8 protein-coding genes are annotated in these 14,207 nt (G+C 70.4%); 4 read left to right on the top strand and 4 right to left on the bottom strand.

What is annotated here, in order from left to right; all coding sequences use genetic code 11:
* Positions 1 to 187: 187 nt before the first annotated feature.
* Complete coding sequence (locus tag Q5425_RS26140; RefSeq protein ID WP_308674953.1) at positions 188 to 823, bottom strand: RICIN domain-containing protein; 636 nt, start codon at positions 821 to 823, stop codon at positions 188 to 190.
* A gap of 268 nt (positions 824 to 1,091) precedes the next feature.
* On the opposite strand from Q5425_RS26140, the gene Q5425_RS26135 reads away from it, so the two are divergent.
* A complete protein-coding gene (locus Q5425_RS26135; RefSeq protein ID WP_308674952.1) occupies positions 1,092 to 2,093 on the top strand; it encodes a winged helix-turn-helix domain-containing protein in 1,002 nt (333 codons plus the stop codon).
* Between the two features lie 197 nt (positions 2,094 to 2,290).
* On the opposite strand, the gene Q5425_RS26130 is transcribed toward Q5425_RS26135, so the two are convergent.
* Positions 2,291 to 2,863: a helix-turn-helix domain-containing protein gene (locus tag Q5425_RS26130; RefSeq protein WP_308674951.1), complete on the bottom strand. Its 573-nt coding sequence runs from the start codon at positions 2,861 to 2,863 to the stop codon at positions 2,291 to 2,293.
* Positions 2,864 to 2,947: 84 nt separating this feature from the next.
* On the opposite strand from Q5425_RS26130, the gene Q5425_RS26125 reads away from it, so the two are divergent.
* Positions 2,948 to 3,820, top strand: a complete 873-nt coding sequence (locus Q5425_RS26125; protein ID WP_308674950.1) for an SDR family oxidoreductase — start codon at positions 2,948 to 2,950, stop codon at positions 3,818 to 3,820.
* Positions 3,821 to 3,877: 57 nt separating this feature from the next.
* On the opposite strand, the gene Q5425_RS26120 is transcribed toward Q5425_RS26125, so the two are convergent.
* On the bottom strand, positions 3,878 to 5,326 hold the full coding sequence (locus Q5425_RS26120; RefSeq protein ID WP_308674949.1) for a glutamate synthase subunit beta: 1,449 nt from the start codon (positions 5,324 to 5,326) through the stop codon (positions 3,878 to 3,880).
* A complete protein-coding gene (gltB, locus tag Q5425_RS26115) occupies positions 5,319 to 9,890 on the bottom strand; it encodes a glutamate synthase large subunit (protein WP_396135247.1) in 4,572 nt (1,523 codons plus the stop codon). Before gltB ends, Q5425_RS26120 begins: the two co-directional genes overlap by 8 nt.
* Positions 9,891 to 10,439: 549 nt before the next feature.
* Here gltB and Q5425_RS26110 point away from each other — a divergent pair.
* Both Q5425_RS26110 and Q5425_RS26105 read left to right on the top strand, forming a co-directional pair.
* Complete coding sequence (locus tag Q5425_RS26110) at positions 10,440 to 11,069, top strand: YigZ family protein (protein WP_308674948.1); 630 nt, start codon at positions 10,440 to 10,442, stop codon at positions 11,067 to 11,069.
* A gap of 379 nt (positions 11,070 to 11,448) precedes the next feature.
* Entirely contained in the window at positions 11,449 to 14,151 is a 2,703-nt protein-coding gene (locus Q5425_RS26105) for a GH92 family glycosyl hydrolase (RefSeq protein ID WP_308674947.1), read from the top strand.
* Positions 14,152 to 14,207 lie beyond the last annotated feature (56 nt).

Raw genomic sequence — 14,207 nt, 5'->3', positions numbered from 1 at the left:
CGGGCACCCGGCCGACCGGAATCCCCCCTCGGCCGACCGGGTCCCCTGATTACAGAGTGCAGTGCCGGAGCGCGGCGTGCCACCCGTCCGGCGGTTTCACACGAAAGATTAAGTTGAGCGCGACATTTTTTGCGGAAAAGAAAACGCGGGCCCCGGCCGGGGCCCGCGTTTCACCTCGCCTGCCGGATCAGAACCACCACTGGGACTTGGCGCCCGCCATGAAGTCCCACAGCTGCATCCGCGTGCCGTTGCCGCCGACCGAGCCTTCGCCGGTCAGGTAGCGGTTGTTCGCGGGGTTCTGCAGCCGCAGGTAGCCCTCCGGGTTCACGGTGTCGAGCCACCACTGGTTCTTGCCGCCCGGCTGGAAGTCCCACAGCTGGACCTTCGTGCCGTTCTGGCCGAGGTTGAGGCCGTCGGCCTCGAGGTACCGGCCGCTCTGCACGTTCTGGAAGCGGAGGTAGCCCTCCGGGTTCCGGGTGATGTAGAACGCCTGGTTGGCGGCGTAGACGTTGCAGTCCCACAGCGCCATGATCGTGCCGTTGGCGTTGATCGTGCCGAGGTCGGCGTCCCAGCAGCGGCCGAAGGCGGCCGACTCGATCAGGTAGGCGTCCGCCTCGGCGACCTGGGCGCCGGCGACCCCGGCGGTGGACCGGTGGGCGGCACCCACCTTCGCGGGCCGCAGCTTGATCCCCCCGGCCAGCGTGTGGACCTGCACGTCCCCCTGGCCGTCCACCTGCTCGGCACCGGCCTGCGGCACTGCCACCAGGCCGAACAGGCCGGCCGCCGCGGCAACCGTCACCATCAGGCGCTTCATCTTCGTCATGGTTCCCCTATCCGTCGCTTCACCGATGACGACGAAGGGATAAAGCGTGCGTCAACCGGCCCCGGGCCACAGTGGACCCGGCGCTTGGCCGTGCCGGCGATTCCCCCTCGTCGAGACCGTCAAACCCCCGAAAGCGGTCTCTTCCCAACATCATTCAGTGCCGCCCGGCCGCCGTCGAGGTGATTTCCCGGAGGGGCCAAAACGCAGGTCAGCGGTGTAACGGAACGAGATCCGGAGCCGATGGACCGGCAGACACTCCGGGGGGACCGTGCGCATCGGACTGACGTTGCAGGACCTCGTCCGCACCCGCCTGGCGGCCGCGGCCGATCCGATGGGCGAGCTGACCGGGAGCCTGCAGGTGCTGCAGCGGCGCGACGGCGGCCGCCACGCGGCGTCGGCGGCGTTCACCCGGTGGCGCCACCGGGTGCGCCAGGGTCTGCCGGACTCGGCGTCGGTGCTGTTGTGGCTCTGCCGCCCGGACGCGCCGGTCCCGGAGTTCCTGTTGCCCGCCGCGGGCCGGTACGACCTGGAGTCCGGGCTCGCCGCGGTGCTGAAGACCGACGCGGTGAACCTCAAGACCGCGCTGCGGACCGCGCCGGCCGGGCGCGACCTGCCCGCGTGGGCGGCCGCGCTCGCCGACGGCGACACCGCGGGCCTGCCGCGGCTCGTCCAGGCGTTGCAGGACTACCACGAAATCGCGCTGGCCCCGTGCTGGGACGTCGTGTGCGCGCAGGTGGACGCGGACCTCGGGATGCGCACGCAGGTGCTGCTCCACGGCGGGATCGACGCGCTGCTGACCGGCCTGCGGCCGAAGGTGCGCTGGACGGCGCCGGTACTGGAGACCGACGACCGGATCGCCGGGACGCTCCCCTCGGAAGGCACCGGCCTGCTGGTGGTCCCGACGTACTTCTCGGTGGGCCCGGCCCTCGTGCCGCCCGCCCCCGGTGGCATTCCCCGGCTGCACCACCCGTGCGTCCGCCACGCCGTGCATCCCGCGGGGTTCGCGGGCCGGGGCGCCCGCAAGGCGCCGGGCAACGCGCTGGCGGACCTGCTGGGCCCGACCCGCGCGGCGGCGCTGACGATCCTGGCGGTCGGCTGCTCGACGTCGGAACTGGCGGCACGGCTGGGGGTCACGCCCTCGGCGGCCAGCAAGCACACCACGGTGCTGCGGCGGGCGGGGCTGATCATCACGCACCGGGAGCGCAACACCGTGCTGCACTCGCTGACTCCGCTGGGCAGCGCACTCCTGGACAGCCTCCAGGCCGGCTGATTGTCCACTGAGGACGGTCACCGGGCCCGCTGGTCCCCGGCGGCGCGGCGGGAGGCCCACCGGTAGTTACCCGGCGGGCGACCGCCGCGTGGCCGGTGCGGGGAGCGTCCGGGCGCCGGCCCCCGGTTCCCTTACCTATCCCGGCGAACTCCCGCGATCGGCCCGTCCCTCCCGGCCGCGCCGCGTACTAGGACGCCTCAGCCGAGCGTGGCGGTCGCCGCCATCAGTTCCGCCAGGGACTCGGCCGTGAGCGTGGGGAAGTCCTGGTCGTTGGCCGGGGCCACCCAGCGGCTGAACGCCGTCGAGAACGCGAGGCCGCCGATCTCCGCGGCCAACGTGGCCGCCGGGTCCGGGACGCCGCGTTCGCGCAGGGCGCCGGCCATGGCAGCCCTCAGCGTCGCGAGCTTGAGGAGTTCGCGCTCGCGCAGGTCGGTGTGGCCGGCGACCACGGTCCGGACCTGGCGGGCCCGCTCCCGCCGTTGCGGTCCCAAGGCTGCCGTGGCCGCCGCCAGTGCGGCCGCGACCGCCTCGATGGGGGTGGCCGAGGCCGGGGCGTCCGCGATCGTCTCGGCGAAGATGCGGCTGAGGGGTTCCTGACCCGCGAAGAGCACTTCGCGCTTGTCCGTGAAGTGACGGAAGAAGGTCCGCTTGGTCAGCCCGGCGCGCTCGGCGATCTCGGCGACCGTGACGCTGTCGTACCCCCGCTCGCCGAACAGGTCGAGCGCGGCGTCCAGCAGACGCTCGCGCGCGTTCGGCTCCCAGCGGCTCATCCCCCCACCCTAGGCGATGACACTTGGTGTCGTCACACGTGCTACGGTGATGTCATCTAGTGTCATCACAAAGGGAGAACCTCCATGCGTGTCTTCGTCACCGGCGCGTCGGGCTGGATCGGCTCGGCTCTCGTCCCCGAGCTCCTCGCCGCGGGGCACCGGGTCCTCGGGCTCGCCCGGTCGGACGCCTCGGCGGCCGCCGTCGCCGCCATGGGTGCCGACGTGCTCCGCGGCGAGCTGGACGACCTCGAAACGCTGAAAGCGGGCGCCCGGGAGGCCGACGGCGTCGTCCACCTCGCCTTCGGCCACGACTTCAGCCGGATGGACGCCGCGATCCGGACGGACGCGGCCGTGGTCGGTGCCCTGGGCGCCGAGCTGGCGGGCAAGCCCTTCGCCGCTGCCTCGGGAACGCCGATGGTGCCCGGACGCCCGGCGACCGAACGGGACGACTCCGTCTTCGCGGGCCCGGTGGCCGGCCGGGGGGACGTCGCCCGTGCCGTGCTGAAGACGGCCGAGCGCGGGGTCCGCGCGTCCCTCGTGCGGCTGCCGCGTTCGGTGCACGGCGAGGGCGACGCCCACGGGCTCATCGCCCGCCTGGTGGAGCTGGGCCGCGAGAAGGGCATCGCGGCGTACGTCGGTGACGGGACCCAGCGCTGGCCCGCGGTGCACGTCCTCGACGCCGCCCACCTGTTCCGCCTGGCCCTGGAGCAGGCCCCGGCGGGTGCGGTGCTGCACGCGGTGGGCGACGAAGGCGTGCCGATCCGCGCCATCGCCGAGGTGGCCGGCCGCCGCCTCGGGCTGCCGGTCACGTCCGTGACCGCCGGGGAGCTGGGCTTCCTCGGCGGGATACTGGCGCTCGACCAGCCGGCGTCCAGTGCGCTGACCCGGGACCTGCTCGGCTGGCGGCCCACGCAGCCGGGGCTGCTGGACGACCTCGAGAAGGGGTACTACGGCTGAACAGTGGAACAGCGCCGGCGGAGGTGGCGACGATGACACCTCCGCCGGCGCCGGGTCTCACCCGATCGGCCGGTCCGTCGGCGCGATCGGCCGGGGCAGCACCTCGCGCCCGGTCAGGTAGGCGTCGACGCCGGCCGCGGCGCTGCGGCCCTCCGCGATCGCCCAGACGATCAGCGACTGGCCGCGGCCCATGTCGCCGGCGACGAACACGTTGTCCAGGCTCGTCTTGAACGCCTTGTCGCGGGCCACGTTGCCGCGCGCGTCCAGCTCGACGCCGAGGTCCTCGATGAGGCCCTTCTTCTGCGGCCCGAGGAAACCCATCGCCAGCAGGACGAGCTGCGCCGGCAGCTCGCGTTCCGAGCCGGGCACCGGGACGAACTTGCCGCCCTCGTTGCGGACCTCGACCAGCTTCAGCGCGCGCACCCGGCCGGAAGCGTCGCCCAGGAACTCCTGCGTGTTCACCGCGTAGAGCCGCTCGCCGCCCTCTTCGTGCGCCGAGGACACCCGGTAGATCATCGGGTACGTCGGCCACGGGTGGACGTCCGAGCGGGACTCCGGCGGCTTGGGCATGATCTCCAGCTGCGTCACCGAACGCGCGCCCTGGCGGTGCGACGTCCCGACGCAGTCCGCGCCCGTGTCGCCGCCACCGATGACGACGACGTCCAGCCCGGAGGCGTCGATCGGCGACTTCTCCAGCTCGCCCGCGGCGACCCGGTTGGCCGGCGGCAGGAACTCCATCGCCTGGTGGATGCCGTCGAGCTCACGGCCGGGGATCGGCAGGTCGCGCCAGTCGGTCGCGCCACCGGCCAGCACCACGGCGTCGTGCGCCAGGAGCTCCGGAACCGGCAGGTCCACGCCGACGTTCACCGACGTCCGGAACTCCGTGCCCTCGGCCGCCATCTGCGCGAGACGGCGGTCGAGCCGGTGCTTCTCCATCTTGAACTCGGGGATGCCGTAGCGCAGCAGCCCGCCGATCTTGTCGGCCCGCTCGAGGACCACGACGCTGTGGCCCGCGCGCGTGAGCTGCTGCGCCGCGGCAAGTCCCGACGGGCCGGACCCGACGACCGCGACCTTCTTGCCCGTGCGGGCGGTCGGCGGCTGCGGCGTCACCCAGCCCTCTTCGAAGGCGCGGTCGATGATGGAGATCTCGACGCGCTTGATCGTCACCGGGTCGTCGTTGATCCCCAGCACGCACGCGGTTTCGCACGGAGCGGGGCACAGGGTGCCGGTGAACTCCGGGAAGTTGTTGGTCGCGTGCAGCCGTTCGATGGCCTGGCGCCAGTCGTCCCGCCAGACCAGCGTGTTCCACTCCGGGATGAGGTTCCCGAGCGGGCAGCCCTGGTGGCAGAACGGGATGCCGCAGTCCATGCAGCGGCCGGCCTGCTTCTCCAGCTTGGTGGTGGCGAAGTCTTCGTAGACCTCGCGCCAGTCCATCAGCCGCAGGTCGACCGGACGGCGCTTCGGCTCTTCGCGGGTGGTGGTCAGAAAGCCCTTGGGGTCAGCCATGTGCGGCCTCCATGATCGCCTCGTTCACGTCGCGCCCATCACGCTCGGCCTGCACCTGAGCGGCGAGCACGCGCTTGTAGTCCTTCGGCATGACCTTCCCGAAGCGGTCGACGCCCGCGTCCCAGTCGGCCAGCAGTTCCCGCGCGACCGCGGATTCCGTTTCGTTGTAGTGCTTTTCCAGCGTTTCGCGCAGGAAGTCCGCGTCCTCGGAGTCGAGCGGGTCGAGGTCGACCATCTCCGGGTTGACGCGGTGCGCGGGCAGGTCCAGCACGTACGCGATGCCGCCGGACATGCCGGCCGCGAAGTTGCGCCCGATCGGGCCGAGCACGACCATCCGGCCGCCGGTCATGTACTCGCCGCCGTGGTCGCCGACGCCTTCGACGACGGCCAGCGCGCCGGAGTTGCGCACGCAGAACCGCTCGCCGACCTTGCCGCGGATGAAGATCTCGCCGCTGGTCGCGCCGTAGGCGATGACGTTGCCGGCGATGATCTGCTCTTCGGCGGTGTACTGCGCTTCCCGCGGCGGCCGCACGATCAGCCGTCCGCCGGAGAGGCCCTTGCCGACGTAGTCGTTGCCGTCGCCGTAGAGCCGCAGCGTGATGCCCTTCGGCAGGAACGCGCCGAACGACTGGCCCGCGGTGCCGGTGAAGGTGACGTCGATGGTGTCGTCCGGCAGGCCTTCGCCGCCCCACCGCTTGGTCAGCTCCGAGCCGAGCATGGTGCCGACGGTCCGGTTCACGTTGCGGACGGGCAGTTCCAGCCGCACCTTGTCACCGGAGTTCAACGCACCTTCGGCCAGCTGGATCAGCGTGTTGTCCAGGGCCTTCTCCAGCCCGTGGTCCTGCAGCGTCTGCTGCAACCGCAGGCCGGCGGGCGCCATGTCGGGCACGTGGAAGATGGGCGACAGGTCGAGCCCGGCCGCCTTCCAGTGGTCGATCGCCTTGCGCTTGTCGAGGAACTCGGCGTGCCCGACGGCCTCGGCGATCGACCGGAAACCCAGCTCCGCCAGGTACTCGCGGACCTCCTGGGCGATGAACTCGAAGAAGTTGACGACGTATTCGGCCTTGCCGCTGAACTTCTCGCGCAGCTTCGGGTTCTGCGTCGCGACGCCGACCGGGCAGGTGTCGAGGTGGCAGACGCGCATCATGATGCAGCCCGACACCACCAGCGGCGCGGTCGCGAAGCCGAACTCCTCGGCCCCGAGCAGCGCCGCGATGATGACGTCGCGGCCGGTCTTGAGCTGGCCGTCGGTCTGCACGACGATCCGGTCGCGCAGCCGGTTGGCCAGCAGCGTCTGCTGCGTCTCGGCCAGGCCGAGCTCCCACGGGCCACCCGCGTGCTTGATCGACGACAGCGGTGACGCGCCCGTTCCGCCGTCGTGGCCCGAGATGAGCACGACGTCGGCGTGCGCCTTCGACACACCGGCCGCAACCGTGCCGACGCCGACCTCGGACACGAGCTTCACGTGGATGCGCGCGTTCGGGTTGGCGTTCTTGAGGTCGTGGATCAGCTGCGCCAGGTCCTCGATCGAATAGATGTCGTGGTGCGGCGGCGGCGAAATCAGGCCGACACCCGGCGTCGAGAACCGCGTCTTCGCGATCCACGGGTACACCTTCGCGCCGGGCAGCTGCCCGCCTTCACCGGGCTTCGCGCCCTGCGCCATCTTGATCTGGATGTCGTCGGCGTTGACGAGGTACTCGCTCGTGACGCCGAACCGGCCGGAGGCGACCTGCTTGACGGCGCTGCGCCGCTCCGGGTCGTACAGCCGCTCCGGGTCTTCGCCGCCCTCGCCGGTGTTGGACTTGCCGCCGAGGCGGTTCATCGCGATGGCGAGGGTCTGGTGCATCTCCATGGAGATCGAGCCGTAGGAGATGGCGCCGGTGGCGAACCGCTTGACGATCTCCGAGACCGGTTCGACCTCCTCGATCGGCACCGGCGCGCGCTTGCCGTACTTGAAGTCGAACAGCCCGCGCAGCGTCAGCAGCTTCTCGGCCTGGTCGTCGACGGCCTTCGTGTACTCCTTGAAGACCTCGTACTTCCCGGCCCGCGTGGAGTGCTGGAGCTTGAACACCGTCTGCGGGTTGAACAGGTGCGGCTCGCCTTCGCGGCGCCACTGGTAGTCCGCACCGGTTTCGAGCTCGCGGTGGGCGGGCCGGACGCCGTCGGCCGGGAAGGCGTACTCGTGCCGCTTCGCGACCTCGTCGGCGAGCGTCTCGAAGCCGACCCCGCCGAGGCGGGACGTCGTGCCGGTGAAGCAGTTCTCGATGACCTCTTCGCCGAGCCCGATCGCTTCGAAGATCTGCGCGCCGGTGTAGGACGCGACGGTCGAAACGCCCATCTTGGACATCGTCTTGCGGACACCCTTGCCGAGCGCCTTGATCAGGTTCTGCGTCGCCTGCTTCGGCGTCACGCCGGGGATCAGGCCCTGGTGGGCCATCTCCTCGACGGTCGCCATCGCCAGGTACGGGTTCACCGCGGCGACGCCGTAGCCGATGAGCAACGCGATGTGGTGCACCTCGCGCGCGTCGCCGGCCTCGACGATGAGGCCGACCTGCGTGCGCGTCTTCTCGCGGACGAGGTGGTGGTGCACCGCGCCGGTCAGCAGCAGCGAGGGGATCGGCGCGTGGTTTTCGTCGACGCCGCGGTCGGACAGCACGATCAGCCGGGCGCCGTCCTCGATCGCCTCGGAAACTTCGGCGCGGATCTCGTCGAGCCGCTTGACGAGCGCGTCACCGCCGCCGTGGACGTTGTACCGGCCGAGCACGGTGACGGCCTGGAACTCGGGCAGGTCGCCGTCGTCGTTGACGTGCACCAGCTTGGCGAACTGGTCGTTGTCGAGCACCGGGAACGGCAGCACGATGCGGCGGCAGCTGGCCGCGTTGCCGACGAGCAGGTTCGGCTCGGCGCCGATCTGCGTGCCGAGCGCGGTGACGAGCTCCTCGCGGATGGCGTCCAGCGGCGGATTGGTGACCTGGGCGAACAGCTGGATGAAGTAGTCGAAGATCAGCCGCGGCCGGCTGGACAGCGTCGCGATCGGCGAGTCGTTGCCCATCGAGCCGATCGGCTCCGCGCCGGTGCGGGCCATCGGCTCGAGGATGGCTTCGAGCTCTTCCTCGGTGTAGCCGAACGCCTGCTGGCGGCGGACGAGCGCAGCGTGCAGCGGGACCTCGCGGTCGCGCTCCGGCAGATCGTCCAGGTGCACCAGGCCGGCCTCGACCCACTCGTCGTACGGGTGGGCGGTGGCCAGTTCGGTTTTGACCTCTTCGTCCTCGATGATTCGGCCTTCGACGGTGTCCACGAGGAACATCCGGCCGGGCTCGAGGCGTCCCTTCCGGACGATCGTCGCCGGGTCGAGGTCGAGCACGCCGACCTCGGAGGCGAGCACGACGAGGCCGTCGTCGGTCACCCAGTACCGGCCGGGGCGCAGGCCGTTGCGGTCGAGAACCGCGCCGATCTGCGAGCCGTCGGTGAAGGCGACCAGCGCCGGGCCGTCCCACGGCTCCATCAGCGTCGAGTGGAACTCGTAGAACGCGCGCCGCGCCGGGTCCATCTCCTGGTGGTTCTCCCAGGCCTCCGGGATCATCATCAGGACGGCGTGCGGCAGCGAGCGGCCGCCGAGGTGGAGCAGCTCCAGGACCTCGTCGAAGCTCGCCGAGTCGCTGGCGCCGCGGGTGATCACCGGGTAGATCCGCTTGAGGTCGCCGGGGACCAGGTCGGTCTCCAGCAGCGCCTCGCGGGCGTCCATCCAGTTGCGGTTGCCGCGCAGGGTGTTGATCTCGCCGTTGTGCGCCACGTACCGGTACGGGTGCGCCAGTGGCCACGACGGGAAGGTGTTGGTGGAGAAGCGGGAGTGCACCAGGCCGATGGCGCTGGTGACGCGCTCGTCGGTCAGGTCGGCGAAGAACCGCTCGACCTGGGGCTCGGTGAGCATTCCTTTGTAGACGATCGTTCGCGAGGACAGCGACGGGAAGTAGACGTCGTCCTCGACGAGCTCGCGCTCGGCGCGCTTGCGGACGCAGAACGCGCTGCGCTCGATGTGCAGCGGGTCCGAGTGCTCCGGCTTCGGGCGGCGCGCGGCGAGGAACAGCTGCGTGAAGTGCGGCATGGTCTCGGCCGCGGTCGGCCCGCAGTGCTCGGTGTGCACCGGCAGCTCGCGCCAGCCGAGGACGCGCATGTCCTCCTCGGCGGCGATGCGCTCGATGGTCGTCATGGCCCGGCCACGGCGCTTTTCGTCCTGCGGCAGGAAAGCCGTGCCGACGGCGTAGGTGCCCGGCTCGGGCAGGGCGAAGTCCACGACCTCGCGGTAGAACTCGTCCGGGATCTGGATCAGGAGCCCGGCGCCGTCGCCGGTGTCCGGTTCGGCGCCACGAGCCCCGCGGTGTTCCAGGTTGCGCAACGCGACCAGGGCCTTGGCGACGATCGCATGATCTCGGCGCCCGGTCAGGTCGGCGACGAAGGCGACACCGCAGGCGTCGTGTTCGTAGTCGCTCCGGTAGAGGCCCGCGGCCTCGGCGTTGCTGAGCTGCTCCCCGGACGGGGGCAGGGAACTGGCACGGTGGGTCACGGCTGGCCGCCTCCCAAGGCGTTGGCGCGACCGGTACTCACTCCATCGAGTGGTTCGAGCTGAACCGGTTAACGAAGTGGTCCGGTACCGCGATGGTCAGTCGAGAACAGTTGCTGTTGTCGAGGTGCAAGATGGCCGCGAGGTACCGGCCGAGCGTCACTGTGCTGGCTTGGTGACGCCGGAAACCGGACGCGGATCATCTGGGAGGCCGCACAACACTGGGCAGCCGAACGTGTCGGGTGCTGCGTGCGCGCACAGGACCGCCAGGGTGGTGGGGGCCGTCCGGAGCGCGCGGTGTTACTCCCGGGTTCGCCGGGTCTTATGACGATAGTGTGAATTCGCTGTTATCGACATACGTCGTTGCCTCCGGGTGGGAAATGCCACGCTGGCGTTGACGTGCCCCGGGGCAGTCCCATATGCCGGGCGGAAGCTCCCGCACAGCGAGCTGTTGTGTCGTTGACCTGCGGAAACGTCCGTCCGAAGTGGTCCGGGGCGGCTGTGGTACCCCCGCTGCGAGGTGGGAAGCTGGGTGCATGGCGGACTTGGCCGATGACTGATCGTTATCTCTCCGTGGCTCGTGCCGGGGTCCACGAGATCGAGATCAAGCGTTCCCGGTTCCTGTGCGCACTGGCTCCGATCACGTCGGAAGCGGCCGCGCGCGAGTTCATCGCGGCCCGCCGCCGCGCGGATCCGGGTGCACGGCACCACTGTCACGCCTTCGTCCTCGGCCCGGACGGGCGGACGCAACGGTCCAGTGACGACGGGGAACCGGCGGGCACGGCGGGCACGCCGATGCTGGAAGTGCTGCGCCGCCGCGAACTGACCGACACCGTCGCGGTGGTGACGCGGTACTTCGGCGGGGTGCTGCTGGGCGCGGGCGGATTGATCCGCGCGTACGGTCAGTCCGTTTCGGACGCTCTGGAACGTGTTGGTGTACTAGAACACCGCCGTCTCAATCTCATCGAGGTGGCGGTGAGCTACGACCGCGCGGGCCGGCTGGAGAACGACCTGCGCGCATCTCCCTACTTGCTCCACGCAACCCGCTTCGACGAGCGGGCCCGCTTCGAGATCGGCCTGGCTCCGGGTGAGGCCGACGCATTCCACGGCTGGCTCGCCGACCTGACGAACGGCGAAGCGACGACGACCGAACTCGGCGAGACCTGGGTGACCGGCTCGTGATCCGAGCCGTAACTCGCGTGACTGAACCCGTAACTCGCGTGATTGAAGCCGTAACTCGCGAGTTCCGGCCTCGATCACGCGAGTTCCGGCTTCGATCACGCGGGTTCCGGGCCTGATCACGTGGGATCCGGCTCGGGTGGTCCACCCGGGGTGGGTGGTCCGGTCGTGGAACCGGTTGGCGCACAACGAACTTTTGGTGCTATCGCGAGCAGGTCCTTCCGTGCCACCATGTCCTGCCACCGAGTTCCGGTACCACTTCGATCCCCCTGGACGTTGCCGGCGCGGCACAAGCCAAGCTGACAACGTTGTCATCGCTCGTTCTGCTTGCCCGACAACGATGTCGCCCAGCGGAAAAGGTGCGACAAGGAGAGGAAGGGTCATGTCCAGACCACTGGCCGGCCGCGTGTTCGCGGCCGCCCTCGCCGCGGTTCTGCTGGGAGCGGGACTCGCCGCCCCGGCCGCCGGCGCCGCCACGCTCGCCCTCACGCAGTACGTGAATCCCTTCATCGGCACCGACAACAGCAACTCGCCCAACCCGGTGCCCGGCGGCGCCGGCGGCAGCACGTACCCGGGTGCGGTCGTGCCGTTCGGCATGGTGCAGTTCAGCCCGGACACCCCGACCGCGTCGCCGTCCGGTTACCGCTACGGCGACACCAGCATCGAAGAATTCAGCCTGACCCACTTCAACGGCGCCGGCTGCGCCAACAACGAAGACCTCGGCCTGCTGCCGATAACCGGCGCGATCGGCACTTCGCCGGGCACCGGCTGGACGGGGTACGCGGGCCGCTACACCAAGGCGAACGAGTCGGCCGCGCCCGGCTACTACAAGAACAAGCTGGACACCTACAACACGACCGTCGAGCTGTCTGCCACCCAGCGGTCCGGCTTCATGAAGCTGACCTACCCGAACACGACGTCCGCGCGGCTGCTGGTCAACACCGGCCGCAGCGCCACCGGCAAACGCAGCGGCTCGATCAGCATCAGCGGCAGCCAGGTCACCGGCTCGGTCACCGGCGGCGGCTTCTGCGGCTCCTCGAAGACGTACCAGATCTTCTACGTGATCCAGTTCGACCGCGCGCCCAGCGGGTTCGGCACCTGGCTCGGCGGCACCGTGAACGCCGGGTCCGCGAGCACCAGCGGCACGAACTCCGGCGGGTACGTCACCTTCGACACCTCGAGCAACACCGCGGTGCAGGCGAAGGTCGGCATCTCGTTCGTCAGCCTGGCCAACGCGCAGGCGAACCTCGCCGCCGAAAACCCCGGGTTCGACTTCGCCGGGATCCGCGGTGCGGCCGACACGAGCTGGAACACCGTCCTGAACCGCGTCCAGGTGACCGGCGGGGCCGCCGCGGACCTGCAGAAGTTCTACACGGCGCTGTACCACGTGTTCCAGAACCCGAACATCGCCAGCGACCGCAACGGCCAGTACCGCGGGTTCGACCAAGCCGTCCACACCGCTTCCCACACCGTGTACCAGAACTACTCCGGCTGGGACATCTACCGGTCGTGGGCCGCGCTGATCGGGCTGGTCGCCCCGAACGAAGCCAGTGACATCGCGAAGTCCATGGTGCTGGACGGCCAGCAGGGCGGGCTGCTGCCCAAGTGGTCGCACAACAGCAACGAGCACTTCGTGATGACCGGGGACCCCGGGCCGATCATCGTGGGCAGCATGTACGCGTTCGGCGTCCGCGGCTTCGACACCGCGGCGGCGCTGGCGCTGATGGACAAGAGCTCGAACGGCGGCACCACGCAGGGGCAGGCGATCCGCGGCCGCCAGTCCGGGTACCTCAGCCGGCACTACGTCTCCGAAGACCCGTCGGACTCCCTCGAGTACTCGGCGTCGGATTTCGCCGTGGCCCAGTTCGCGAAGGCGCTCGGCGACACCACGAAGTACACCACGTACATGCAGCGCGCCCAGTGGTGGCAGAACGTGTTCGGCACCGACTCCGGCTACATCCAGCCGCGCGGCAGCACCGGCACGTGGGCCTGGCCGGTCGTGCCGTCGAGTGACAGCGGCTACACCGAGGGCAACCCGTCCCAGTACACGTGGATGGTGCCCTACAACTACCAGGGCCTGATCAACCTGATGGGCGGCCGCCAGACCGCCGTCCAGCGGCTGGACCACCACTTCACCCAGCTCAACGGCGGCCTCACCCAGCCGTACTTCTACATCGGCAACGAGCCCGAGCACGGCGTTCCGTGGGCCTACAACTACGCGGCCCACCCGCAGGGTGCGAGCTCGGCCGTGCGGCGGGTGATGAACGAGTCGTTCACCACCGGGGCGGGCGGCCTGCCCGGCAACGACGACCTCGGCGCCACCTCGGCGTGGTACGTCTTCGCCGCGCTGGGGATGTACCCGGCGACGCCGGGTGCGGACGTCCTCGCCCTGCACGGCCCGCTGTTCCCGGCGGCGTCGATCATCCGGCCGAGCGGGACGATCCAGATCACCGGCACCGGTGCCGGCCAGGGCGCCCAATACGTGCAGAGCCTGAGCGTCAACGGTGCGGCGACGACCAAGTCGTGGATCCGCTACGGCGACATCGCGGGCGCGGCCACGCTCAACTACACGATGGGCTCGTCGCCGAGCGCCTGGGGCACGAGCACCACCGACGTCCCGCCGTCGTACAACGACGGGTTCACACCCCCGCCGGCCGCGCCGGAGCTCGGCCCGAACCTGGCGCAGGGCAAGGCGGCCACCGGCTCGGCGCCGTGCAACTCGGCCGAGGGCGCGGCCAACGCCGTCGACGGCAGCCTGGCGGGCAACAGCAAGTTCTGCACCACCGCCGCGACGAAGTTCCTCCAGGTCGACCTCGGGTCGGCGCAGAACGTGTCCTCGTTCGTGGTCAAGCACGCCGGCCTCGGCGGCGAGACCACGGGCTGGAACACCGGCGCCTTCACGATCCAGACGTCGACCGACGGCTCGGCGTGGACGACGGTCGCGTCCGTGACCGGGTCCCGGGCCAGCCGCACGTATCACCCGATCGCGGCCCGCTCGGCCCGGTACGTGAAGCTCAACGTGACCACCCCGGCCAACGACGGCAACGGTGCGTCGCGGATCTACGAGCTCGAGGTCTACCGCTGACCCGTCGTGAGTGGTAAGGCGGGTTAGACTCGAAGGCTGATTCGAGCCGGGTCGCC

This window comes from Amycolatopsis sp. A133 (genome assembly GCF_031082405.1).
GTDB lineage: Bacteria > Actinomycetota > Actinomycetes > Mycobacteriales > Pseudonocardiaceae > Amycolatopsis.
Note: the sequence above shows the minus strand (reverse complement) of the source record. Positions and strands in the feature narration are given on the sequence as shown.

Coding starts and splice junctions, on each gene's coding strand:
- Q5425_RS26110 (WP_308674948.1), top strand. CDS start 10,440: ATGACTGATCGTTATCTCTCCGTGGCTCGTGCCGGGGTCCACGAGATC.
- Q5425_RS26140 (WP_308674953.1), bottom strand. CDS start 823: ATGACGAAGATGAAGCGCCTGATGGTGACGGTTGCCGCGGCGGCCGGC.
- Q5425_RS26130 (WP_308674951.1), bottom strand. CDS start 2,863: ATGAGCCGCTGGGAGCCGAACGCGCGCGAGCGTCTGCTGGACGCCGCG.
- Q5425_RS26125 (WP_308674950.1), top strand. CDS start 2,948: ATGCGTGTCTTCGTCACCGGCGCGTCGGGCTGGATCGGCTCGGCTCTC.
- Q5425_RS26120 (WP_308674949.1), bottom strand. CDS start 5,326: ATGGCTGACCCCAAGGGCTTTCTGACCACCACCCGCGAAGAGCCGAAG.
- Q5425_RS26105 (WP_308674947.1), top strand. CDS start 11,449: ATGTCCAGACCACTGGCCGGCCGCGTGTTCGCGGCCGCCCTCGCCGCG.